23 protein-coding genes are annotated in these 24,663 nt (G+C 60.8%); 10 read left to right on the forward strand and 13 right to left on the reverse strand.

The window, feature by feature from the left end:
- Window positions 1–74: 74 nt before the first annotated feature.
- Window positions 75–413 carry a hypothetical protein gene (locus GOQ28_RS13005; RefSeq protein WP_160356753.1) on the forward strand — a complete coding sequence of 113 codons (339 nt, stop codon included), beginning with the start codon at window positions 75–77 and terminating at the stop codon, window positions 411–413.
- A gap of 26 nt (window positions 414–439) precedes the next feature.
- Here GOQ28_RS13005 and GOQ28_RS13010 read toward each other — a convergent pair whose 3' ends face one another.
- The gene (locus GOQ28_RS13010; RefSeq protein ID WP_160356754.1) at window positions 440–925 is read right to left on the reverse strand and encodes a DUF421 domain-containing protein; all 486 of its coding nucleotides are present in this window, start codon (window positions 923–925) and stop codon (window positions 440–442) included.
- A gap of 121 nt (window positions 926–1,046) precedes the next feature.
- Window positions 1,047–1,865, reverse strand: coding sequence for an IclR family transcriptional regulator (locus tag GOQ28_RS13015; RefSeq protein WP_160356755.1), 819 nt, complete (start codon window positions 1,863–1,865; stop codon window positions 1,047–1,049).
- A 109-nt stretch (window positions 1,866–1,974) separates the two neighbouring features.
- On the opposite strand from GOQ28_RS13015, the gene GOQ28_RS13020 reads away from it, so the two are divergent.
- Together GOQ28_RS13020 and GOQ28_RS13025 are read left to right on the forward strand one after the other, a co-directional pair.
- On the forward strand, window positions 1,975–2,952 hold the full coding sequence (locus GOQ28_RS13020) for a Bug family tripartite tricarboxylate transporter substrate binding protein (protein WP_160356756.1): 978 nt from the start codon (window positions 1,975–1,977) through the stop codon (window positions 2,950–2,952).
- A 32-nt stretch (window positions 2,953–2,984) separates the two neighbouring features.
- Entirely contained in the window at window positions 2,985–5,327 is a 2,343-nt protein-coding gene (locus tag GOQ28_RS13025) for a cytochrome P450/oxidoreductase (protein WP_160356757.1), read from the forward strand.
- 97 nt (window positions 5,328–5,424) lie between these two features.
- Here GOQ28_RS13025 and GOQ28_RS13030 read toward each other — a convergent pair whose 3' ends face one another.
- Window positions 5,425–6,414: an SDR family oxidoreductase gene (locus tag GOQ28_RS13030; protein ID WP_160356758.1), complete on the reverse strand. Its 990-nt coding sequence runs from the start codon at window positions 6,412–6,414 to the stop codon at window positions 5,425–5,427.
- A 166-nt stretch (window positions 6,415–6,580) separates the two neighbouring features.
- Between GOQ28_RS13030 and GOQ28_RS13035 the strand changes: the two genes are divergently transcribed.
- Entirely contained in the window at window positions 6,581–6,733 is a 153-nt protein-coding gene (locus GOQ28_RS13035) for a DUF3309 domain-containing protein (protein ID WP_160351668.1), read from the forward strand.
- Here the strand turns inward: GOQ28_RS13035 and treY are convergent.
- From treY to GOQ28_RS13065, 6 genes are read right to left on the reverse strand one after another with little or no spacing between them, the layout of a single operon-like run.
- Window positions 6,708–9,290, reverse strand: a complete 2,583-nt coding sequence (treY, locus tag GOQ28_RS13040) for a malto-oligosyltrehalose synthase (protein ID WP_160356759.1) — start codon at window positions 9,288–9,290, stop codon at window positions 6,708–6,710. The genes GOQ28_RS13035 and treY overlap by 26 nt on opposite strands.
- A 24-nt stretch (window positions 9,291–9,314) precedes the next feature.
- On the reverse strand, window positions 9,315–10,079 hold the full coding sequence (locus GOQ28_RS13045; protein WP_160351666.1) for an alpha/beta hydrolase family protein: 765 nt from the start codon (window positions 10,077–10,079) through the stop codon (window positions 9,315–9,317).
- The gene (locus GOQ28_RS13050; RefSeq protein ID WP_160356760.1) at window positions 10,066–11,172 is read right to left on the reverse strand and encodes a DUF3182 family protein; all 1,107 of its coding nucleotides are present in this window, start codon (window positions 11,170–11,172) and stop codon (window positions 10,066–10,068) included. Before GOQ28_RS13050 ends, GOQ28_RS13045 begins: the two co-directional genes overlap by 14 nt.
- Before the next feature lie 35 nt (window positions 11,173–11,207).
- Window positions 11,208–12,203, reverse strand: a complete 996-nt coding sequence (locus tag GOQ28_RS13055; protein WP_236844343.1) for a lysylphosphatidylglycerol synthase domain-containing protein — start codon at window positions 12,201–12,203, stop codon at window positions 11,208–11,210.
- Window positions 12,204–12,213: 10 nt separating this feature from the next.
- Window positions 12,214–13,410 (reverse strand): cardiolipin synthase ClsB, encoded by a 1,197-nt coding sequence (gene clsB, locus GOQ28_RS13060; protein WP_160356761.1) that lies wholly within the window; start codon window positions 13,408–13,410, stop codon window positions 12,214–12,216.
- Complete coding sequence (locus GOQ28_RS13065; protein WP_160356762.1) at window positions 13,407–14,174, reverse strand: endonuclease/exonuclease/phosphatase family protein; 768 nt, start codon at window positions 14,172–14,174, stop codon at window positions 13,407–13,409. The genes clsB and GOQ28_RS13065 overlap by 4 nt, the downstream gene beginning before the upstream one ends.
- A gap of 231 nt (window positions 14,175–14,405) precedes the next feature.
- Between GOQ28_RS13065 and GOQ28_RS13070 the strand changes: the two genes are divergently transcribed.
- Together GOQ28_RS13070 and GOQ28_RS13075 are read left to right on the forward strand one after the other, a co-directional pair.
- Entirely contained in the window at window positions 14,406–16,175 is a 1,770-nt protein-coding gene (locus GOQ28_RS13070) for a thiamine pyrophosphate-requiring protein (protein WP_160356763.1), read from the forward strand.
- Window positions 16,176–16,300: 125 nt separating this feature from the next.
- Window positions 16,301–16,618: a DUF883 family protein gene (locus GOQ28_RS13075; protein ID WP_160351661.1), complete on the forward strand. Its 318-nt coding sequence runs from the start codon at window positions 16,301–16,303 to the stop codon at window positions 16,616–16,618.
- A gap of 289 nt (window positions 16,619–16,907) precedes the next feature.
- Here GOQ28_RS13075 and GOQ28_RS13080 read toward each other — a convergent pair whose 3' ends face one another.
- Both GOQ28_RS13080 and GOQ28_RS13085 read right to left on the reverse strand, forming a co-directional pair.
- On the reverse strand, window positions 16,908–17,054 hold the full coding sequence (locus tag GOQ28_RS13080; RefSeq protein ID WP_160356764.1) for a DUF892 family protein: 147 nt from the start codon (window positions 17,052–17,054) through the stop codon (window positions 16,908–16,910).
- Between the two features lie 2 nt (window positions 17,055–17,056).
- On the reverse strand, window positions 17,057–18,040 hold the full coding sequence (locus GOQ28_RS13085) for a site-specific integrase (protein WP_160351771.1): 984 nt from the start codon (window positions 18,038–18,040) through the stop codon (window positions 17,057–17,059).
- Between the two features lie 248 nt (window positions 18,041–18,288).
- On the opposite strand from GOQ28_RS13085, the gene GOQ28_RS13090 reads away from it, so the two are divergent.
- The 4 genes from GOQ28_RS13090 (at window position 18,289) to GOQ28_RS18535 (ending at window position 23,263) form a co-directional block, all read left to right on the forward strand.
- The gene (locus tag GOQ28_RS13090) at window positions 18,289–19,356 is read left to right on the forward strand and encodes a DNA-binding protein (protein ID WP_160356765.1); all 1,068 of its coding nucleotides are present in this window, start codon (window positions 18,289–18,291) and stop codon (window positions 19,354–19,356) included.
- Window positions 19,357–19,456: 100 nt separating this feature from the next.
- Entirely contained in the window at window positions 19,457–21,169 is a 1,713-nt protein-coding gene (locus GOQ28_RS13095) for an NYN domain-containing protein (protein WP_202109717.1), read from the forward strand.
- Between the two features lie 170 nt (window positions 21,170–21,339).
- Window positions 21,340–21,822: a hypothetical protein gene (locus tag GOQ28_RS13100; RefSeq protein WP_160356766.1), complete on the forward strand. Its 483-nt coding sequence runs from the start codon at window positions 21,340–21,342 to the stop codon at window positions 21,820–21,822.
- A 1,264-nt stretch (window positions 21,823–23,086) separates the two neighbouring features.
- Window positions 23,087–23,263, forward strand: a complete 177-nt coding sequence (locus tag GOQ28_RS18535) for a hypothetical protein (protein WP_202109516.1) — start codon at window positions 23,087–23,089, stop codon at window positions 23,261–23,263.
- 111 nt (window positions 23,264–23,374) lie between these two features.
- On the opposite strand, the gene GOQ28_RS13105 is transcribed toward GOQ28_RS18535, so the two are convergent.
- The gene (locus GOQ28_RS13105) at window positions 23,375–24,232 is read right to left on the reverse strand and encodes a c-type cytochrome (RefSeq protein WP_160356767.1); all 858 of its coding nucleotides are present in this window, start codon (window positions 24,230–24,232) and stop codon (window positions 23,375–23,377) included.
- Between the two features lie 20 nt (window positions 24,233–24,252).
- Window positions 24,253–24,543: a c-type cytochrome gene (locus GOQ28_RS18645; protein ID WP_236844344.1), complete on the reverse strand. Its 291-nt coding sequence runs from the start codon at window positions 24,541–24,543 to the stop codon at window positions 24,253–24,255.
- Window positions 24,544–24,663 lie beyond the last annotated feature (120 nt).

Raw genomic sequence — 24,663 nt, forward strand, 5'->3', positions numbered from 1 at the left:
TGGGTGCAGAGGCCACGCAATGGGCAGGAATGACCCCAGTCAGTACTACGACTATGAATTCGAGGAGAAACAACATGACCATGCGCTTGCATGTGAATCCGCCGCCGCATCCTACGCCGGGTGAGCCGGGCCAACCCGGACAGCCTGTCGTGCCTCCTGATGTGCCCCCGCAAGAGCCGCCCGTCACCCCGCCTGAAGAACCGCCTACCATCCCGCCCCAGGAGCCTCCGACTCAGCCGCCGGGCAGCCCGGATGTCGGCCCGGAGATCGATCTGCCTCCGGATTCTCCCCCGATACCGCAACGCACGGTGCAGGCCGGGGGCCGTATTTACCGAATCGTGGGAGGAGGGACGCGGGCCACGTTATGGGTGCATGCCGAGGGCATCCCGCCCAGCCGACATTTGAACGCTTGACGGAAACGCGTAGGGACGGGCGCGCGTTACGCCCGTTTAATGACGCTGATGTTGCCGTCCGATTCAATATAAGCCCGGCGGACTTCACCAATGTCTTCGATACCTTGTTGGCGTAGTTCGCTCATCAGCTCGTCTTTCGAAATATATTCCTTGCGCATATTGCGGCGGCACATCTGGCCGTCGGCCACCAGGCACACGCGGTCCGCCGTCAACCACCGACCCACCGGTTTGCAGAAATAAGCGATACGGTCTATCGCGACTGTCCACCCAATCAGGGTGGCTACCAGTACGGCCCCATTGGTCAACGACTTGTACTCTCCGGACATGCCATTGCCGGCCGCATCGGCCACCAGCACCAGGACCAGCATATCGGCAACACCTAGCGACCCGACATCGCGCCGGCCTGCGAGCCGCAATGCGATGAAAATAAACCAGTACATGAATGTGCCGCGCAGAAAGATTTCCAGCGGCTCGACTTCGGGGCTGAAGATCGATGACCAATCCAAATCCATGACAGGGGCCTCAATGGGGTGAAATCCCGTGTCGAGCAATAAATGGACCCGCCCGATCCCGATGCGCCATCCTGCGCACGCTCCCGGGCGTCCAGAGCGCCGGTCTGCGAGGGCTCCTCCGTTATCTCACGTAACCCATTTGCTGGCTGATCGCCCGCGCTTCGCGGCACACCGCCTGTGCGATTGCGCCGCTCGGCGACGGGTCGAACCCGCCGGAAGCGCCTAGCGCTGTCAGCACCGCGCGTGGCCGTCCCGTGTAATCGAGCAATGGCGCAGCGACGGCGCTGATGCCCGGTAGATTGGTATCTCGCACCGAAGCACAACCGGCGCTGCGCACGGAATCGCGGATATGTCCTATAGGGTCCTGCGATTCGAGCATGGCGCGTTGTGTCGGCGTGGCATTCACGACTTCGTGCTCAGCCATGGCGAGCATTCGCTTGTCGTCGAGTGCAGCCAGCAAAGCGCGACCCGTTGCCGACCAGAGCAGCGGCAACACGGACCCCACGCGCACGTTCACAGTGACCGGCAGCGCGGGTTCTTCGAATCGCACGATGGTCGGGCCTTTATTACCCATGACCGCGATAAAGCAGGTGACCTCTAGTTCTTCGCGCAGGCGTATGAGGGAGGCCTCCGCCAGCCGAATCGGATCCGCTTGCCGCATCGCTGCCAGACCAAGCAACAGCGTTTCCAGGCCGAGGAAATATTGTTGAGTCACGGCATCCTGATCGACTAAACCGCCGGCGATCAAGCTGGCCAGATAACGATGGACTTTGGCGGGACTTTCGCCGATGTGGGTCGCAATAAGCGTCAGACTGGCCCGTCCACCCAGTTCCCCGAGGGCTTTCAAAATGGCCGTGCCTGTTTCAGCGGCTTGGACACGCTGGCGGCGTCCGCGCCCTGAGGGTTCGGGAGAAATATCGGGGTCGCGAGGCGAAGGCATTTACAAATTCCGTAGAAAAACCCATTGCTGAATTACGCATAGCGTATAGAATTTACGCAAAATAAACCAGACGACAAGCCGGCCACCGGCAATCTTGATGGAGACAACCATGACGATCCGACGCTTTACCCGCGCGATTACCTGCGCGCTTTTCGCCCTGACAGCCGCGACGCCGGCATTGGCCGATAACTACCCCACCAAGCCTCTGCGCTGGATCGTGCCCTATGCCGCTGGCGGCGGTTCGGATTTCCTGGCACGCACAATCAGTCAGGGCCTGTCCGGACGGATGGGGCAAACCATCGTGGTGGACAACAAGCCCGGGGGAAACACCGCCATTGGCGCATCCGAAACGGCGCGCTCGGCTCCCGATGGCTACACCATGTTGTCGGCCGATAACGGCACGCTGGTGTTCAACCCCGCGCTTTATCAAACTCTGTCTTACGACCCGGTCAAGGATCTGGCGCCCGTGACGCTGTTGGGCCGCTTTCCCATGATCCTGGTGGCCGGTCCTAGGTTGAAGGCTAACGATGTAAAGGGTTTCCTCGAAGAGGCGAAGGCCAGCGGCAAGGGGCTGGACTATGGGTCGGCCGGCGCGGGCAGCCCGCATCATCTGGCCATGGAACTGCTCAAGGTCGAGACGGGCGCGAACCTGGTTCATGTCCCGTATAGGGGTGCCGCGCCCTCGCTGGCGGATGTCGCGGGCGGGCAAGTGCCAGTGATGATGGTGGATCTCGCCGCAGGTGCCGGTTTCATCAAGGGCAACAAGGTGCGTCCGCTCGCGGTGGCGCATCCCACGCGCTTGCCGCAGCTCCCGGACGTGCCAACATTCGCGGAGCTGGGCTACAAGAACGTCGAAGCCGCCGCCCTGGTCGGCGTGGTCGTGCCGGCCGGTACGCCCAAGGGTGTCATCGACACCTTGAATCGCGATTTGGTGGCCACGCTCCAGGACAAAGAGATACGCCAGAAGCTGGTGGACTTCGGTATCGACCCCGTGGGCGATACCCCCGAGCAATACGCGGCCTTGCTCAACGATGAGCGTAGCCGCTGGCACAAGCTCATTAAAGATCTGAACATCAAGCTGGATTAAACGCCTCGCCCCTGGCGTAACGGAGCGACGTCATGTCATCACCCACCCAATCCTCACCATCCACGGGCTGCCCGGTCGCGCATCATGCCGCTAGCGCCGGCCGTCCCGTGCATGTCAGCGCGCGTGCTGCCGAGTTCGACCCGTTCGGCGACGGCTATCAGCAAGATCCTCCAGAGTACGTGCGGTGGGCGCGCGAGCAGGAGCCCGTTTTCTACAGCCCCAAGCTCGGTTATTGGGTGGTGACGCGTTACGACGACATCAAGGCGATTTTCCGCGACAACATCACGTTCAGCCCGTCGATTGCGTTGGAAAAGATCACTCCGACGGGTCCGGAAGCCAACGCGGTGCTGGAGTCTTATGGCTATGCGATGAACCGCACCTTGGTCAACGAGGACGAGCCGGCCCATATGCCGCGACGGCGCTTGCTGATGGAGCCGTTCACGCCAGAGGCGCTGAAACAGCACGAGCCCATGGTGAGGCGGTTGACCCGTGAGTATGTAGACCGTTTCATCAACGACGGGCGCGCGGATCTGGTGGATCAGATCTTGTGGGAAGTACCGTTGACGGTGGCGTTGCATTTTTTGGGCGTGCCCGAAGAAGACATGGACCTGCTGCGCCAGTATTCGATCGCGCATACGGTCAATACGTGGGGCCGGCCCAAGCCAGAGGAGCAAGTCGCCGTCGCGCACGCCGTGGGTAATTTTTGGCAGTTGGCGGGCAAGATCCTGGAGAAAATGCGTCAGGACCCGGATCAGCCCGGATGGATGCAGTACGGGCTGCGCAAGCAAAAAACGCATCCCGATGTCGTCACCGATTCGTATCTGCACTCGATGATGATGGCAGGGATTGTGGCCGCGCACGAGACCACCGCGAATGCGTCGGCGAACGCGATGAAGTTGCTGTTGCAACATCCCGACGCCTGGCGCGAGATCTGCGAGGACCCTTCACTGATTCCCAATGCGGTCGAGGAATGTCTGCGCCATAACGGATCAGTTGCCGCATGGCGCCGGCTTGCGACGCGTGATACCGAAATTGCTGGGGTGCCGATTCCGGCCGGATCAAAGCTGCTCATTGTCAGCGCATCTGCCAACCATGACGAGCGTCACTTCGCCGATGCCGACTTGTTCGACATCCGCCGCGAAAACGCTAGCGATCAGCTGACCTTTGGCTATGGGTCGCATCAATGCATGGGCAAGAATCTGGCGCGCATGGAGATGCAGATCTTCCTGGAGGAGTTCACACGTCGCCTACCGCATATGCGGCTCGCAGATCAGGTCTTTACCTATGTGCCGAATACCTCGTTCCGAGGGCCGGAGCACCTGTGGGTCGAGTGGGATCCTAGCCAGAATCCGGAGCGTGCTCGGCCCGAAATTCTTCACCTGCGTCAACCCGTGCGCGTTGGAGAGCCGTCTACGCATGCCATGACGCGCAGCGTCGAAGTCGAGCGCGTGGATGCGGCGGCCGAGGGCATTGTTCGAATTACATTACGATCCCTGGACGGTAAGCCATTCCCCCGTTGGACACCTGGCGCGCATATTGATGTTGAATGCGGCGATACGGGGTTATCGCGACAGTACTCTCTGTGCGGCGATCCCGACGATCGACATCATTTGCAGATCGCGGTGTTGCGTGAACCGGAAAGCCGGGGCGGCTCTGCATGGGTACATGGCGCGGTGCAGGTCGGACTGCGTTTGCGCATACGCGGGCCGCGTACTCATTTTCGTTTCGATGAAAGCGCGCGCCGCGCGATTTTCGTCGCGGGTGGGATCGGCATTACGCCGATCTCCGCGATGGCGCGCCGGGCGCGTGATATCGGGATCGACTACGAGCTGCACTATAGCGGCCGCTCGCGCGCGTGCATGGCGTTACTGGCGGAGTTGCAGGCGTTGCATGGCGAACGCTTACGGGTGTATGTCAGCGAAGAGGGCGTGCGTAATGACTTCGCTGCCTTGCTCGCGCAAGCGGACGGTGACACCCAGGTTTATGCCTGTGGGCCGCAGCGCATGCTCGACGCACTGAAAGAGGCGTGCGCGCATTGGCCCGAGGATGCGTTGCGCGTCGAACATTTTCATTCGACGCTGGCCACGCTCGACCCGACAAAAGAACAGCCATTCGTTGTCGAACTGAAAGACTCAGGGATGGTGATTAACGTTCCGGCAGACCAAACGCTGCTCGCGGCCTTGCGCGCGGCGAATATCGACGTTCAAAGCGACTGTGAAGAAGGACTCTGCGGATCGTGCGAAGTTGCTGTGCTCGCCGGTGACATCGATCATCGTGACCTGGTTCTAACACGAGCCGAACGTGAAGCTAATACAAAAATGATGAGCTGCTGCTCGCGTGCGTGCGGACAGAGGAAGATCGTGTTGGCGCTATAGGCGTAATCCCTGCCTTCCAGCAAAACAGGCCAGGCCCTGTCCCCGCATGCCTCGGGTAGGGGCCTGTCCTATGTGTACTCGCGGCGACCTCGGCCGTTCAATCGCCCGCGTTGCCAGTGATGGGCAGCACGATCCCCGTGATATAGCTGGAGCAGCAAGGCGCGGCCAGAAACACATAGGCGGGCGAGAGCTCTTCCGGCTGCGCTGCGCGGCCCATCTGCGTTTGCGCGCCGAACTTCTTCACGCCCTCGGCCGGCCGGTCCGCCGGATTTAACGGCGTCCATACCGGCCCCGGGGCCACGGCGTTCACGCGTATCCCTTTATCGATCAGATTCGACGCAAGCGATCGCGTGAATGCGTGGATGGCGCCTTTGGTGGACGAATAATCGAGCAATTGTGGGCTGCCACGAAGACCTGTCACGGATCCCGTGTTAATGATGCAGCCGCCCTCGGGCAAGTGGGGCACCGCGGCGCGGGCTATGTAAAAGTAGCCGTAAATATTCGTGCGTAGCGTCTCGTCGAGCCGTTCGTCGGTGATGTCCTCGATAGACGCAGCATGCTCCTGAAACGCGGCGTTATTCACCAGGATATCGAGCTTGCCGAACGCCTTCACGGTGTCTTCGACGGCTTGATTGCAGAACGCCGGATCGCGCACGTCGCCGCTGAGTGTAATGCAGCGGGCGCCCTCGGCCTCGACCGCTTTCTTTGTATCGCGCGCGTCCTGGTCTTCGCTGAGATATACGATAGCCACATCGGCGCCCTCGCGACCATAGAGCACGGCGACGGCTCGTCCAATACCGGAATCGCCACCCGTAATGAGCGCGACTTTGTCTTTTAGCTTGTCGCTGCCCCGATAGCCCGGGGCGCTGTAGCGCGGTGCGGGGTCGAGGTCGGCTTCAATGCCGGGCTTTTCTTGATGCTGGGGAGGCTGCGGGGGTTCAGGCTGCTGACGGTCGCCGGCCTGCACCGCGGACTTGGACTTCTTTTGCTCGGACTGCTGGGCATCTTTACGATCTTGCTCGCGTTGGATTTCCTTTTGTCGGGCGGTGGTGGCATCGGCCTGCTGTTCATGAGATCGGTCGGTCATCGGATTCTCCTCAACGTATCGCGAAGCGCCCGCGCAAGCGAACGCGAGCTGGGCTCCTCGGTTCAGCAACTGCTGTTCCTAATGCTGCGCAGGCTCAGGCATGCAGATTGCTAAACGTCGGACGAGTCCGACGCGGTCGGATTGATTCGAAGGAGAAGAAAACATCATGTCTACGATATTGCTAGTGCTCTTGATTTTGCTCTTGGTTGGCGCCATTCCCGCGTGGCCCTACAGCCGCAGCTGGGGCTACTATCCCAGCGGCGTCGTGGGCGTGCTGCTGATCATTCTGATCGTTATGCTCGTGACGGGCGGGATATAGCGCTGATTGCTTCGCTGGTGGCGCATAGCGCCACCGGCCAATTTTCCAGCAGATCCGCCAGCGCGATTTGACCGTCTTGTTCAAGGGACAGTCCCCGTTCCGCCAACAAATCGTGCCATACCATCCCCGGTAAATGGGGCAATCGCAGACTCGTTCCTTCCCAGAAACGTCGCGCCGCCTGCGCATCGCCGCGTGCGTAGCCCGCGATTTGCCAGGCGCAAAGGCGGGGAGCGACGGCGAGCGCCACGTGCCGCCCCGATCCGCGCAAGAACGCCACCACGTGCGCCGCGCGGGGGCCTACGGCGCATAGCGGGCGATAGGGCCCCCGGAAAATGGCGGGATCCGCCGCACGCAGTTGTAAGGCCCGGTGAATCAACGCCTGCTTGACCGCGCCCGTCTGCCAATGCCGTGGCGCGGGTTCCGTGAGATTCTCGGTGGTGAGCAAAGCGCGGCGTAGCCCGTAATCGACTGGTCGGCGGTTATCGGGATCCACCATGCTGTAGTCCCATAGTTCCGTTCCTTGATACAGGTCGGGGACGCCGGGCGTGGTGTTTCGCAGTAGCGTCTGGGCCATGCTGTTGATATGGCCGGGCGCGATCAACGAAGTGGCCACGCGCGCGAGGGCGCGAAGCGCCTCGGGATCACCGGAACCAGGGTCCAGGATGTCGATGCAGGCCTGTGCGGCCGCTTCGTATTCGTTGTCCGGATCGGTCCACGTGGTGTGCTGTTTTGCTTCTCGCAGCGCCTTACGCTGCCAAGCGCGCACACGAGTCAACCATTCGTCGAGCTCTTGCGGATCGATGCTGTCGATGTCTTTGCTGGCCCAGTGAGCCGGCCATGCGCCCACCAAGGTCTGAAGCAGCATGTAGCGATCCGCTTGCGTATAGGCGTTCTCTGGCAGTAGAGCCAGGAACGCGTCCGCTGCGGCGTGCCAGTGTTGCGGGACCTCGGTGATCACCGCGAGTCTCGCGCGCGCATCCTCGCCGCGTTTATGGTCGTGGGTGGCTGTCGCCAGCATGGTCAATGGCGTATGTCGCGCGCGCCAACGATTGCGCGCGTGAAAGCCGGTTGCTCCTAGCGCAAATCGTTGCGGCCATGCCCCGACTTCGTTACGCGAGAGCAGGGCGCCATGGCGATACCACAGGGTGTCTTCGAGTGATTTCGCGGCGAGTGCTGGCGTGACTTGTTGCAGCCGTTTGAGCGCGCTGCGTCCGTCCGGAGCGGGCGGGCTAGCAAGCCAGGACAAGAACTGCGCCAGTTTAGGATGATCGGATTCGGGCAGCAGGGCGCGCGCGCTGCGGGCGGCTTCATCCCAGTAGCTGTGATCAGATGTGCTTGCACCGCCGTCCTCAGCGTAGCTGCGATAGACAGGAAATGCGGCGAGCCAGGCTCCGATCACACGGTCCCAGACGGCGTCGTCAGCGCTGGACAGGGATGTCAGGCGGTTCCATGCGCGCATCAAGGTGCGCCGCTCGCTCACGAGATTGTGGCTAAGCAGATGCGCGCGGATGTCCTGTAATTGGCGTTTCAGGCGCGTGGAATCTCCGCCATATCGCTGCCATTGCGCCTGCAACGGCCGGCAGGCAGCCGGGTTGTGCAGCAGCGCGCCCACATCGTCCATGAAGTCATAACCTGAAGTCCCCTCCACAGGCCAGCGATGGTCGACCGCTTCCTGCGGCGCGAGGATTTTTTCCACCACGATATACGGTTCGCGATCAAATACGGCCTCGCGCATCGCGTCACGCAACTGCCGCAAATAGGCGCCCGGTTCGGCTAACCCGTCCACATGATCAATGCGCAGGCCGTCCACCATGCCTTGTTTGTAGAGCGAAAGGGGCAAGGCATGGACGGCTTTGAAGACCGTGGGATCTTCGACCCGCAGGCCCACGAGTTCGGTCACTTCGAAAAAACGACGCCAGTTGAGTTCGGCCGCCGCCCGACGCCAATAGGCGAGTTCATAATGTTGTTGCTGTAGCAACGCATCGAGGAATGCGAAACTCTCCGGACTATCGGGCGCGCTGGTATAGCGCACCAGTTCCAAGGGGTCTGGCATTCCGGAGACAGGCAGCGCTTGCCCCCCCGCCAGTACGACCGGCACGCCATCTTGTTTGCCCAGGCGAATTTCACCCGCGCGCAGTGCGTCTTCATATGGCTGGCCCAAAATCGGCAGTAGCACCTTGCCTGAATACACAGACCAATCGATATCGAAGAAAGCGGCATACGCGCTACCACGGCCATGGCGCAATACATCGCGCCACCATGGATTGCGGGCGTCGGCAGCCATATGATTAGGGACGATATCCAGTATCAGCCCCATACGCCGCGCGCGCGCGGCTTCGGCCAGGCGTTGCAACGCGGCGTGGCCGCCGAGTTCGGGACTGACGCATGTGGGATCCAGCACGTCGTAGCCATGGTTGGACCCGGGGCGCGCCTGCGTGACCGGGGACAGGTACAAATGGCTGATGCCCAAGGCGGCGAAGTAATCGATCTGCGCGCGTGCCGCGTCCAAGGGGAAATCGGCATGGAGCTGTAATCTGGCGGTAGCGCGTGGTGTCATGGTGGTTGATATCAAGGCAAGGGTTCAAAGGCTGACGCGCAGGACGGGGCTTTGCCCCGACCGTGCGCCCATCACCATTTCGGTAATCCAGTTGACCAGCACCGAGGTATAGGCGCGTTGCGCAGTTTTTTCAGTCAGGGCGTGATCGGCGCCGTCGATGATTCGATGCGTCATGGAATGCGCGCGCCGGAACGCCGAGCGATAGCTCATGATGGTCGAATGGGGGATAAAGTCATCTTTCTCTGACTCGACAATGAGTACGTCGCCCGCAAACGTGGCGCATGCCGCCAGCGCGCGATTTTCCTCGGGGCTGACGTAGCTGCTGCGATAGCTGCGTAACACCTCGCGATTAAGCTGATGTTTGGGCTTGAACCATTCGTCGTCGCGATACAGTGCGGGCACATGCAGGGCCAGCCACCGCACTTTACGCAAACCCGTGAGGATGGCCCCCAAGTACGCGCCATAGCTGCTGCCAACCACGGCGATTTCACCGTTCTCGACGGCCGGGTGTGCCGCGAGGCGATCGTACGCGGCCATGATGTCGTGGAGATTGTCGTCGCGCGAAACGAGTTCGCGCTTGTCTTCAGTAGCCGCATGGCCCCGCAGGTCGAAGGTCAAGCAAACGCAGCCCAGCCCCGCAATACCGGCCGCGCGCTTGAGGTCAAAAGTCTGACTGCCACCCCAGCCATGAATGAATAGCACCCCCGGGATTTTGCTGCTGGGCGTGAGCAGGGTGGCATCGAGCCGCTCATCGGCCACCGGGATTTGGATTACATCACTGTGCGCCATCGCTGCCCCCTTTACCAATTCCGCCGGTTTTTGTGATCCAGCCCGCGCGGCTATCCTCGCCCGAATAAACCAGATGCGACTCCTCAAACGGGCGCGGATGTCGTCCGTATACCTCGCACGTATAGGCATCGACCTCGCTCGCTGAGGCATTTTGGGCGAAGTACAACATCGCGGAGAGCTCGGCGATACTCGCGCCGCCGGCGCGCCACGATTGCTCCAACACCCCGAGGCGCGTTTGGCCATCATAATCGCGCCCGATCACCACGTCATAATTCCGGCGAGAAGCAATCAGGGCTGGATAGGCCCGGTTAACGGCCGCATCGTATTGCACGGCCAGTTGCGCGGCGCGACGCATGTCCGCATCGGTCGCCATGCCTGCGAGCGTGTGTACGTCGCCTCGTACACATCGCAGCGACGACCCGCCATAGACAAGTTCGCCCTGATTGTCCGGCGTCAGGCACTGCGTACCGGTATACGCGATATGGTGTGGCCCGACGCGGCACCAGCCGACGCTGAACGTGCGCACGTCTGTCAAATTCTCTTCGAGCACGAGGCCGCCTTCAGCGTCCGACGTTTCAATGGCACGCTGCAGAGCGGTCGCGTCCTCCACCACACACTGCCCGCGGCCCGCGTTCGCATAGATGGGCTTTAGCCGGACCGGTCCGCGCTGCATTAGCGCGCGTCCGGCCGAGAGCGCGTCGTCTCGAGTAAAGACCGTGTAGCCGGTCAAAACGGCATCGCCCAAGTCCCCACCAAGAACCGCATTCCATCCCTCCGGGGCCTGCGACGACGCTTGCCACAATCCATGCGTTACTGCCTTTGTCGCGACAAAACCGTGTGGAACGATCCCGCCAAAAAGCCGGGATTCATCGGTTATCTCCACATCGTCGATGTTGGCGACCAGGGTATGGTCAGGCACGTAGTAGGTAGAGTCCGTCAATGCAGGCTCCGCCGACTCGCGTACAGCGCAGCCTAGTAGCGATGCAAGCAGTGAGGCCATGCGCGACTGTGAGGCGACCTCATGTTCGGAGGCTTCGGCACGTCGCGGATAGGCGAGCACGCAGGCGGGAGATTGTTTGAGTGTAGGTGTCATGACACTCCCCATAGCAAGGCCTATGCCTGTTTAGATCAGCCGACAGCGCGACGCGATCGGGCCTTCTGAGCGCTCCATTTCATTTCGAGCACCCCATAGGCAATCAAGGCGATGACCAGAGGAATGAGAAAATACACGGCGCGATAAACGAGCACGGCCGCGATCACTTCCGAGGCGGGCATGAATTTGCTCAACGCGGCCGCGGTGAGCGCTTCCGTGGTGCCCAGCCCTCCGGGTACGCGAACAATCAGGGCGGCGACGCTGCAGTACAGCAGTACCCCCAGGACGGCGGCATACGGGATTTTGCCTTGCAACACCACATAAAAAACCAAGCCCATCAGACCCCATGACATGGCGGACGCGATACATTGTCCCGCCGCCATCTTCACCGTCGGCAGCACGACGCGCCAGCGCTTGATCGTCCAGGCGCGACCGGGATGGCGCCAGCACGCCCAAACATAAAACGCGGATACCGCCAGGAGTATCACGCCGACGATACGTAGCCCAGCCTGACCCCCAGGAGTACCGGCAGGCAAAGGCACAAGGCCGCTAAGAAACACGGCGCCAGCCAACCACCCAAAACCCAGCCAGTTTGAAATCGCCGAAAACAGGGCTACCCGCGTCGGCACGGATTTGCGATAACCGAGGCGCAAATAAAAGCGCAACCGCGCGCCAAAGCCTCCGATGATCGTGCCCAGGTTGATGTTCAGCGCGTAGCTCAGCATCGCAAAACCCAGCACCTTACGGTTGGGCATGTCATGCTTGACATAGCGTTTGCCCAGCAGGTCCATACTGGCATAGGCGAAATAGGCCGCGACGGCGACGCCCAGCGCGAGTGCGATGAGGCTTTTGGGCATCTCGCGCACGGCGCGCCGGACGTCCGGCCAGTCCACATCGCGCGCCAAGAAATAAAGCAGCCCCACTACGACAGCCAGCAGGCAAAGCGCCAGTCCACGCCGCACTAACCGGCGCGTCCGTTTGGGCAGCTGTGACCAGCGTCGCCCGACATTGTTCATCGTGAGTGCTTGCATGGAAAATCCTTTATTCTTGTACTGTTTCTTGCACGGTCTCGACGGGCATGGGCCTGACGCGCTGCAGTTTCGGCTTGTGGGCCGGCAGACTGCCTACCCAGGCGGGGAACCGCCTGAGAATGTGAAAGACCACCACGCCCACCCACATGCGTCGTAGCCGGCGCGTCGCCATCGCGGCGCGGGGAATCAACGAGCAGTCTTCCTGCATCAACCGGTCGACGCGCTGCCGTAACGCGGTATTGAGTTTGCGATCCCGCACCACCACATTCGCCTCAAGGTTCAAGGCCAAGCTGAATGGATCGAGGTTGCTCGATCCGACAGTTACCCAGTCGTCATCGAAGCAGGCGACTTTCGCGTGCAGCGGGCGGCGGCAATACTCATAGATTTCCACCCCGGAGTCGATCAAGTAGTCGTAAAGCATGGTGGCCGCGAACCGCGCGATGCGCATGTCCGGCTCGCCTTGTAAAACGAGGCGCACACGCACCCCCCGGCGAGCGGCTTTGGCCAATTCGCGCAACAATCGATAGCCGGGGAAGAAATAGGCATTGGCGATCAGCACATCGCTACGCGCGCCACGCAAGCAGGTGCGATACATCCGCTCGATATCCTTGCGATGCTTTTGGTTATCGCGCACGACCAGCCGTCCGGCTCCGTCTTCCGTCGGCAGGGGACCCAGCCCGCGCGCGATAGGCAGGCGTTTGCCCTGTACCGTGGCGCGCATAAAGGCCGCAATGTTTTGACTTAAGGGCCCGCGAATGCGGACCGCATAATCCTGCTTGGCTTGGTCTCCATATTCGACCAAATGGTCTTCGGAAAAATTAATTCCTCCAACGAACGATAGCTCGTCATCGATGACCACCAGCTTGCGATGCATGCGGCGAAACAGATGCACGCGCATGCCCATCAACCGTGGCCGGGGATCGAATACGTGAACACGTACGCCCACCCCGACAAGCTCGTCGATGAACTCTTTCGTCAGCGGGTCGCTGCCATAACCATCGATCAAGATCACGACCTTCACACCGCGCTGCGCCGCGGCAACCAGCTTTTTCTGCAGCGAACGTCCGACAGGGTCGTCATAGAGGATGAACGTCTCTAGTAATACTTCGCGCTGAGCCTGGTCGATCGCGGCCTCGACAGCCGGATAGAACGCGTTGCCATTTTCAAGCAGATCAAATGTGTTTCCTGTGTACCAACCTGTATTCATAACGAGATCTCCGCAGTCAGCGGAACATGGTCCGAGAGCCGGGCCCAGACGCGCGAGGTCTGGGGCTCCGGGCGCGAGGCACGCACGCCTCGTACGTAAATCCGATCTAGACGCAATACCGGGCAGATGGCGGGGTACGACCGGGCAGGGCGGCCATAGTGCATCGTGAACACCTCACGAACATGGCAGCGAGCCAGCGCTCGGTCGGCACGTCGGCGCCAATCGTTAAAGTCGCCCGCGATCACCAGCGGCTCGTCGTTGGGTACATGCAGCTGGGTCAATTCGCACAGCTGTTGGAGCTGCCGCTGACGATGGTCTTCGCGCAGTCCCAGATGGACGCAGACTGCGTGCAGAGGCTGCTGCAATTCCGGTGGACGCAAGACGCAGTGCAGGACGCCGCGAGGCTCTTTGCCAGAGACGCTGACGTCGTGGTTGTTCCAACTCTCAATTGGGTAGCGCGAAAGAATCGCGTTGCCGTGATGACCCTCCGGATAAACCGCATTGCGTCCGTAAGCGAAATCCGACCACAGCGTATCCGCCAGATATTCATATTGCGATTGCGCGGGCCAGTCAGGCAATCTGCCCGCGTGGCCTTCGTGCGCGCCGACAATCTCTTGCAGAAACACGATGTCCGGCGAGGCTTCGCGCAGGGCCTCTCTGAGGTCGTGCAACATGAACCGCCGATTGAAACTAGTAAACCCCTTGTGCGTGTTGACTGTCAGCAGCCTCAGTGTGAAACCGCTGGCGTCGCGCTGTGGTTGCATGCTGTCTCCTGGTTTGATCGCGCACCATGCAGAGCAAGCTGCGTGCCCGGAGGAAACGAGGCCAATATGTGGGGTGGAGCGCCGTGGCTAGCTTGTACCGGGCAAATGTCCGGGCCGGCCCGCAACCTGGCGCCCGCCGCATCCATTCGGGGCGGAGGCCGCGCATAGCGCTTCCCTAGGTACACAAGTTGCGGCCCCTGAACATCTCGCAATTCGCTCATGGGGGCTCAGATGGCTAAAACCGTAGCAGATTTCGTGCTGGACAGACTGGCGGAGTGGGGGATTCAACGAATCTTCGGCTACCCGGGTGATGGCATCAACGGACTCATGGGCGCGTTCGAACGCGGCGATCACGGCATCCGCTTTATCCAGTCGCGCCATGAGGAGGAGTCGGCCTTCATGGCATGCGGCCACGCCAAATATACGGGCCAAGTAGGTGTGTGCCTGGCCACCTCCGGCCCGGGCGCGATTCACTTATTGAATGGCCTCTACGACGCCAAACTGGATCATCAGCCAGTGGTCGCTATTGTCGGGCAACAGGCACGGACTAGTCTGGGTGGCGATTATCAGCAGGAAGTCGATCTGACCGCCTTATTTAAAGACGTCGCGCGTGATTTCGTGCAGGTCATGACCACCGCGGAGCAGGCGCGTCATCTCATCGACCGGGCCATGCGCATTGCGCTTGAGCAACGCGCGGTCACTTGTATCGTGATTCCCAACGATGTGCAGGACTTGCCGGCCGTCCCGGCTCCACCTCACAAAAAAGGCATGATGCACACGGGCATTGGGGCGATCTCGCATTCGCATGTGCCGAACGAGGACGCCTTGCACAACGCGGCGGCCGTGCTCAATCGCGGCAAAAAAGTTGCGATCCTCGCCGGCGCAGGGGCGCTGGGCGCATCGGACGAGCTGGCCGCGGTGGCGCAACGCCTGGGCGCCGGCGTGGCAAAAGCCCTCTTGGGCAAGGCAGCCCTGTCTGACAATCTGCCCTACGTGACAGGCAGCATCGGCCTGTTGGGCACCGTACCCAGCTGGCGCTTGATGCAAGACTGCGACACCTTGCTGCTTGTCGGTACAACTTTTCCATACACGGAATTTTTACCTCCAGAAGGGCAGGCCGCTGGCGTTCAGATCGACCGGGACGGCCGCTCGATCGGCCTGCGGTATCCGGTGGAGGTCGGACTAGTCGGTGATGCGAAGCAAACCTTGGCCGCATTGCTGCCGTTGCTGAAACAACAAACCGACCTGGACTGGCGCCACGGCATCGAGAAAGAAGTCGCCCACTGGCGGGAGGTTGTCACGGCGCGCGCGCAGACGCGGGGCGATCGCATCAACCCGCAGTTGCCATTCATGGAATTATCCAAACGGCTGCCGGAGAACTGCATCGTCTCCTGCGACTCCGGCTCGGCAACCAATTGGTATGCGCGGGATGTGGATGTGCGTCCCGGCATGCTGGGCTCCGTCTCGGGCGGACTAGCGACCATGGGCTGCGCCGTGCCATACGCGTTGGCAGGCAAGCTAGCGTATCCGCAGCGACCCGCCGTAGCCTTGGTGGGCGATGGTGCGATGCAAATGAACGGAATCAACGTATTGATCACCGTGTCGTCGCGTTGGCGAGACTGGGATGACCCCCGATTCGTTGTGCTCGTTGTCAATAACGGCGATCTCAACCTCGTGACTTGGGAACAGCGCATCATGGGCGGCGACCCGCGCTTTGCGGATTCTCAGTGTCTGCCGGACTTTTCCTATGCGGAGTATGCGAAGCTGCTGGGGCTGGAGGGTATCCGTGTCACCGATACGGATCAGGTCGCGGCTGCGCTGGATCGCGCCTTTGCCGCCGATCGGCCCGCCTTGGTCGAAGTCGTGTCCGACCCCGAAATTCCGCCTTTACCTCCGCACATCACGCCCAAGCAGTTCAGCGCATATATCAAGGCATTGAGGAAGGATGCCGCCGGTGGGGCCGCGTTGCGCGCCACGCTCAAACAATGGTGGGCTGGTTAGTCGGGAAGCTTTTCCCGTGGCGAAACTCGCGAGGCGGGGAAGCGGTGTTCGCGGCCGGGCACGCAGCTTGCGGCCTCGTGGCGAGCACCGCATTTTGCGCGTGTCGCGACAACGCTGGAGGCTATATGCACAGACACCACGACAAAGACCACGAGGGCACATTGAGCAGGCTGGTGCAATCCACGGAAGAATTGCTGCGCCGTACCGCCTCGGTGGGCGGCGCCGAGATCGAGGCCAAACGCGACAGCCTCAAGCGGCATTGGAACGAAGTCAGCTCAAGCGCGTCCGATTGGCAGGAAGCCGCGGGCACGGGCTTACGAAATCTGTCGCGCGCCGCTGACAAGTGCGCGCATCGGCATGCGTGGGAATCGATCGGTATCGCTGCGCTCGTCGGCGCGGTGGTCACCGCCTGCCTGCTCACGCGGAATAAGCGTCGGTATTGAGATGAGGTGTGGCCCGGCAGCTCGCACCCGGCGTAACGGCAGTGGGCGTAAGGACGCGATGACAGGCTGAACTGTCGGCCCCGGGCCAGCTCATATTACGGTGATATAAAAAAGCCCAGACTCGCTAGTTGGAGTCTGGGCTTATTCTTGTGCAGAGGAGACAGTCGTTTGGATCAGGATTGCACGGATGCCGCTCGGACTTTCTACTCTGCATAGCGAACAGCCGGCTAGCGCATAGGCAAACCGGCTGGGCTCTGCCGATCATCGAATAGATGACCAGCCCCTCTTTTTATTTGGCCGCCTGCTTGACCGCCTTCGCGTTGGTCTGGCTCAACGCCAGCATGCTCAGTTTTTCATCTGTGGCTTTCTCTTCCGCCATCGTTTCTTTCAGCAGTTTGGCGGCTTCTTTTTGACCTGCTTGCCATCTATCGCACATGACTATTCTTCATCGAGCAGATATCCCGCCTTGGACGATAGCGCGGCACCGGCTCGGTGATAGCCAACCACGCTGGCCACACTGGCATGATTCGTCATCGCCATGATTTCGCCAAGTGGTCTGCCTTGGCGCCCAGCTTCGGTGACAAAGCCTGATCGCAGGCTATGCGCGGTGTAGTCGCCCTCCAGCCCCGCCAACGCCGCCCGCGCCTTGACGATGCGACGCACGGCCTCGGCGCTTAAGCCTTCGCCAATCAATCCGCCACGACGCACGCGCCGGAATATTGGTCCGCTGGTAATGCCCGAAGCAGCAAGCCACGCCTCCAATGCCGCCGCGGCCTTGCCCACGACGGGCTTGTAGCTGTCCGCGCGTTCTGCTCCTTCTTGATTGGTTTTTGAATAGCCGAGCGTGTACAGAAATCCCTCTGGCACCCGGCGCGTGTTCTCGATGGTCGCGCGCACCACTTCGGAACGGCGGCGGCCGCCACTGGCCCAGGCGAATAGCAGCATGGCGCGGTCACGCAGCCCGATCAGCGAGTCGTCGCAGGTAGCGAGGATTTGTTCTAGAGGCGCTTTCGTCAGCGCATCCTTGCGGGCTGGCCGCAGGCCGCGTTTCGCGTATGCGGTGCGTACTCGATCCAACAACGTCTGTACCGCGCGATGACGGCAGGGGTTCGGCAGTTGTTGCGTCTCGTGTGCTTCGGAAAGGACGGCGAGGCGATGCCGGACAGTGGCCAGCTTGAAAGGGCCGAGTTTCTGTTTGACCTTCGCTCGAACCAGCGCCGCGTCTACCTCGGGCGGCAGGTCGTGTTGCAAGCCGTCGGGGCCCATGTGCTCCACATGGTCAGCAATGAACTGGAGCACGGTGTTGACCGGCACGGGTAGCTGCATAGGTCCGCCCATGCGCAGCGCATGCCACGACATCCAGTACTGAATGGCTGACCGATAAGAGGCGAGGGTGTTGTCTGAACTTCCCTCGCGCAGCAGCGCTCGGATCGAGGCCTCGCTGGGGCCAAGATCCTCATAAAGAACCGCCGGCTCCGGATTTTTCCCGGGCGATAGAAGGCCAAAAGTAGGGTTGTTGTTCATACATAGCAGGACAAGTTTGCCATATGTATTATAAAATACATAAGACGTAATAAATATAACGAACTTCGTGTTTTAGATCGGATAACTTTTAATTATCCGCCCTAAACCTCTAGTTCACCACCGCAACGAGAATCTGGAAAGTCACCATGGCCATAGGCGTTCAGCAATCAGATGTGTGGGAAGCGGCCGACGCGCTGCTCAAAGCCGGCGAGCAGCCCACCATCGAACGGGTGCGACTGCATATGGGTCGTGGCTCGCCAAATACCGTGGGCCCGCATTTAAAGGCCTGGTTTCGCACGCTTGGCGAGCGACTGACCGGCGCGCCGACATCCATCTCTGCACCCATCCCAGACAGCATCGCGCAGGCCGCGCAGCATTTCTGGGATTTGGCCATGAACGAAGCGCGTACCCAATGGCAGGAGGCGATTGCTCAAGAACGTGAGGCACTCTCCAAGGAACAAGAGGCGCTGGCTAATGAGCAAGCCCATTTGGCAGCGGAGCAAAAACGGCTCGAGCAGCGTGAAACCGACCTGAAGGCCGCCATTTACAGCGCGCGCGAACAAGCCGCCGCTGCGCAGGATCGTGCGCAGGCCTTGGCGGCTCAGTTGTCCCAAAGCGAAGCCAGAGCTCAGGCGCTAGAGACACGCTTGACCGAAGCCGCTGACCGCGAGCGCGCGCTGCAAGAACAACTGCACCAGCTACAAGGCCGCCATCGAGACGAGTTACGTGCGGCCGAGGAACGCCATGCCAGCCATGAGCGCCGTTGGTTGACCGACTTGGACGCGCAGCGCCAGACCGCCCGCAAACTCCAGGACGAGCTCGAAGAGGCGCGCAAGCTGGCGTCGCAGCGCGAGGAGGAGCATGCCGCCGCACTCGCCCAAGCCGCCGATTCCAACCGCCAGAGCGAGGCGCAGCTGCACGAATCGCGTCAAGACTTGGCCCGCGCGCGACAGCAAATCACCGCACAAGAGAACACGCTCAAAGCGTTGGAAGCGCAACAGGCGCGCACAGAACTCGCCGCCGCTACGATTCAGCAGAATCTGCAGGAGAGGCTCGCCGAGCTTAACCAGCGCGTGGCGGAGCAGGGCGAACAGATGCGTGTTAAAGACCAACAGATCGCCGCGCAAACCGATGCGCTGAGCCGGCTGCAGTTGCAACTGTTAGACGCGTTGCAAGCTTTGCAGCACAAACCGGCGGAAAAAGCGGCTGAATAGTCATGGCCGCCCTGGCGTTATCCAGCCTGCATTGCTCACACGTGTCAAAATAGCGCCTATATACCTCAGCAGTCCGTCATGAGGTGCACTTGGAGATCTCATGGGCAATTCCAGCGAACACGTCAGCATGGCGTTATTTTGCGATTTCGAAAACGTGGCGCTCGGTGTGCGCGACACGAAATATCAAAAATTCGATATTCGCCCTGTGCTGGAGCGACTGCTACTCAAGGGCAGCATCGTCGTCAAGAAAGCGTATTGCGACTGGGAACGCTATAAAGATTTCAAGGCGCCTATGCACGAGGCGAACTTTGAGCTGATCGAGATTCCGCATGTACGCCAGTCCGGAAAAAATTCCGCCGATATCCGCTTGGTCGTGGACGCCCTGGATTTTTGCTACACCAAATCGCACGTCAACACCTTTGTCATCATCAGTGGCGACTCGGATTTTTCTCCGCTGGTGTCCAAACTGCGCGAGAACAATAAAACCGTCATCGGCGTGGGCGTAAAGCAATCCACCTCGGATCTGCTGGTCGCCAACTGCGACGAGTTTATTTTCTACGACGATCTGGCTCGCGAAATGCAGCGCGCCAGCGAATCGCGACGCGACAATCGCGGCTCCGCCAATTCGGGTCAGCGCCGCAGCCCGGACGAAGAGCGCGTGCGCAAGGAAGAGTTGGAACACCGCAAGACACAGGCGGTGGAAATGGTCGCTGAAACGTTCGAGGCGCTCATGGGCGAGCGTGGCGACAGCGGAAAAATCTGGGCCTCCGTGCTCAAAGATGCGCTCAAACGCCGCAGACCGGACTTCAACGAGGCTTACTACGGTTTTCGTGCATTCGGCAATCTGCTCGAGGAAGCCCAGTCTCGCGGGCTGCTCGAAGTCGGCCGGGCTGAAAATTCGAGCACGTATGTGACCCGTAATGGATCGCCTTCGACCGAGGAATCCGGTGGGGACTCGGCGCCGGTAACGGCACACGGAGGCCGAGACAATCATTCACGTCAAGAATCCCGGCGCGGCTCGGGCCGCAGGTCTGGGGCCTCTGGCCGTGAAGGCAGGGAAGCGCGGGCTTCGGAGCGCGCACCAGTCGATCAGTTTGACGGCCCGGTCGCGATTCCCGCGCCGATCGCCGAAGCCGCCTCTAAAGCAACGGTCGAAGAGACCGCAGATCAACGCTCGGAAAGTCCGGATGGCTCCGAGACCCCACGCAAGTCGAGTTCACGGGGTCGGCGCCGTTCGCGAAACGATGCATCGGGACGGTCGGCGGTAGTGGACGAGCGTTCTGACGCCTTGGCAGGGGCACCAGCGTCGGATTCCGTTGACTCTTCAGATGGAGTTGGAGCCGAGGATCGTGTCGGAACCGCACCCCATGGAACCCCCGCACCCGCTCCAATGGAAATCCCGTCCACCGCTGCCGCACCGGTACCACCCACGGTATCCGGATCTCCCCGCGCTTCCGCAGTGCTGCCCCCAGCGGCATCTGGCTCTCCCGGCTCTGCCGCCCCAAGCTTGATTCCAGTGGCTGCGCCTACCGTGATGGGTTCGATTGCGAGCACGCGTAATCCCGAGGCACTGTCCAACGAGTCCGCCGCACCTGCCGCCCCGACGAAGAGCCCGCGCGCACGTAAGCGTGCGTCGGCATCCACGAAAGTAGCGCGTAGTGCGGCGCAGGACAGCATACCTACGACGTCGTCTGTTCCGGAAACGGAGGCCAGTGAAGCGCCATCCGCGCCCGCCAAGCGCGCCAGCAAAACGGCGCGCAAAACCGCCACCCGCACCCGTCGAAAAAAGGACGAAGGCGAAGAGAGCGCTTGAGCGCTACCAGGGCGCGACACGCCTCTCTTTCATACGCGATTGGACGAGCGGCCGGGTATGTTGCTCGAACCGAAGGGGGACTTTCGCGCCGGCACGCGGAGCAGTCGCGATAGGTACGCGCCTTGCTACGGCGCAGGCTCCGTATTTGCTTTGCGTTAAGGAACCTACCCATGCCCACCGTACCTATCGCCGCTTTCTGGGACCGCGAGGCGGCTGTCCAAGCCGTGCAGTTGGCGCGGCCGATGCTTGAGAATTCCCTATCGATCAAAAGCGTGTGTGAAAGCGGATTTCTGCACGTGGTGATCATGAACCCGCTTGCCACGCCCGCCGATTGTGATTTCGCCAATGCGATCCTCTATGAAGAAAGCATTGGTAATCCGGAGGAATGGGATGCGGACTATGGCGCTTACGCACGCGGCAAGGCGCGATTGAGTTGGCGGACTGGGCTGTCCAGCCACGAGATCTTGGCCCTAAAACCGCATCTTTTACATGCCAAGGACGCGCCAGTCTGGGGCAGTGTTTGCCAGGATGGAATCGTGGTGGGCGTCAGTGGCGCAAACCCGTGGTTCGACGAGGCCTTTGCGCGTGCCGTCGCAGCGTTATTCAAGGCCGTGGTGCAAGGGCGATGCGACGAGGAGTTTCGGGATCGTTAGAAAGCTGAGCCCCCGGCGGATGACGCGTCCCTCGCATTGCGAGCGACGCGTGTTTGTTGATCACTATTGGACACGTTGCTTCAACTTGAATCGACGCCCACTCTCGTGCTCACAAAGCCTGCCTTCCAGCGAGAAAAGTAAGACAAGGCATCCCCAGGTTCCCATAGTCTGCGATCCCCGGACGCATGCAACAGCGGTCATGACAATGCCTGCCACTAGGATAATGAAGTCTAACCGACGATTTGATATCCCGAGAAACGTCAGGCTGGGGTCATCCCAAACTTTTATCAAGCTCATCCAGACCTGTATCACAGTAGTGGCGCAGGCCCACCTTAGAATCGCTGAGATCACAGGTTTTACCGCTGCATGGCTGCTAAACGGTAGTAGGGCGACGATGACAAACCCGCCGATTGCATAGGCAATGAGCCGTTCCCGATAGACAAAGATAAAGTCCCTCGGACTGCTCATTGATCTTCCTCCTGAGATGATTCGGCGACAACGTAAATGATCAACGGCGGTCGCGGAAAGCATGACCGAGGCGATTGCACCCCTCATCGATGGATGCGTTGACAGCGGCCCCGGCGCGCGGGTTTCTAGATAACGCACCGACGGTCGCGCCAACGCCTGCAGCGATCATATGGCAGCCCAAACCCACACCTGAGTTCTGACGCCATACCGATTCGCCATCACGATTTCTCAAGTGAATGTCAGTGGAGCTGTCGGGCTGGCGAACGAAATCAAAATGGTATCCCGCGCCATTATTCAGCCGGGGGGGGGGGCGAAGTATTGCTGTAACTCTCCCCCGGTGGCATTGTTCAGTTCAGGAGTGCTGACCGCACGCATACGTTTTCTCCGCAAGTTGAAGTCGAATGGCATAACTGGCTTAAGATTTGACGTGATGACCTCGGCGCTCAGTCGCCCCTAGGCCCCTCAAGGCGGCGTCGATCGGAAACTTTGCCTTTAGATCATTGTCCCCATTGACTCTAGGGCAATGCCGAAAGTTGCGTCAGAATGCCCGACGTTTTGGGAAAGAATAAGACGAAGTTAGCCGGAAACAGTGGCACCAACTCGTGGTTCGACGAGGCCTTTGCACGTGCCATCGCAGCGTTATTCAAGGCCGTAGTGCAAGGGCGATGCGATGAGCAGTTTCGGGATCGTTAACGCGATTTCCTCCGAACATCCTATTCCCCCGCTCGTACCGCTTTCCTCATGCTCGGGCACGGCAGTTGCCGTCTCGTTAGGGCCTACACTCGGAGGAAGCATCATGAAAGAACCGCAGAGCAAACCCGCGCCCACTTCGGACGACACGCCTCGCGAACAGCAGGCGAGTCACAACGACAATCAGAACCGAAGCAAGAAAGACGGCCACACTTCGCAGATCGGAACCGGCCAGGACCAGCAGAGCCAACGCCAACGTGGCGGCGGCGCACGTCGCGGTTAGTCGGCATTAAAGCGCTGAGGCTTGTGTCAGGCGTCGTTTCCGTCACAGGAACGGCGCCTTTATCTTTTCCGCGCCCAACCAGTGTGAGTCATGGTATGAGTCAGACCGCGTTCAATCGGCCGACTTCAGCGACATCAAATATTCGGCCATATCATGCGCGTCTTGGTCGGTAACGTGCAGATTCGGCATGGCGGTACCGGGCTTGATCTTCTCCGGCTCGCGCAACCACCGCTGCATGTTGGGTAAGGTGTTGGGTAGCGTTCCCGCGATATAGGCGCGGTCGGCCATTCCCTCCAGCGAGGGCCCGACGTGTAGCCTCGGTCCGGTGCCCCCGGGGACGATATGACATGTCAGACACAGGTACTGCTGCATCGCGCGCACCCCCGCTTCGTCTTCCGCTGTTCTACCTGCCGTGTTCGACGCAGACGTAGCGTCCGCCAGTGTCCACTCGGGAGTTTGGTTGACTGTGCTTTGATACGCCATAGGGGAAAGATCCGGCAGCGTACGCATAAACGCCACGACATCCCAGATGCGCTCGTCGCTCAGGCGATATCGCCATGCCGGCATGCCGGTCATCTTGATGCCTTCACGAATCATCCAGAAAATCTCATTCGCTGGCCTTTCCCGCGCGCTTGCCACCAGGGGCGGGGGGGCCGGATTGAGCCCCATGGCAAAGGGCTGCGGCGCCACGCCCGGCGCGCCATGACATTGCACGCAATGGGCTTCGTAAATCTGCAGCCCGCGCTTCGCCCGGCCCGGCTCGGCCAAATCCGGTATCTCGATGGCTGCGGCCCGGGCGGATACGGACCGATCCAGCGCATAACCCACCACGCGATAAATAGGCGCCGTATGACTATGCGTCGCGCTGACGTCATACCAGCCGTTGCGGATCGCCACCACGCCGACGGCCGCCGCTGTCACCGCGAGGGCGGCGAGGCTGCCGAGTAGGACGAGCTTGCATCGACTCATGATGTCGCGCCTCCATCGGGTCAGGGCAGGGTGACGAGATAAGCCGTTATGTGTTCCGCCTCCTCGCTCGTCAGTCCGACATTCGGCATTGCCGTTTCGGGATTCATGGCGGGCGGATCCTGCAACCAGCGTACCAGGGTCTCGACATTATTCGGCCATCGCCCCGCGACATAGGCTTGTTGACGCAGGCCGTCCAGCGGGGGACCCACGAAGGACACCGGGGCGCGCACACCCGGTACGACGTGGCAGGCTACGCAGCCTTTCTCGACGATGAGCGTCCGTCCACGGCTGGGGTCGGCCCGAGTGAGCAAGTCAGCTGTCGCCTTTTCGCCACCCTGAGATGGCCCCGACGGGTCGCACCCGGCCAGGCTGGCCAGGACGACAACGACTGAGCAAGGGTAAAGAGTGAAGGTCGATCGGTGCAATGGGAC

The organism is Bordetella sp. 02P26C-1 (assembly GCF_009763255.1).
GTDB lineage: Bacteria > Pseudomonadota > Gammaproteobacteria > Burkholderiales > Burkholderiaceae_B > Bordetella_A.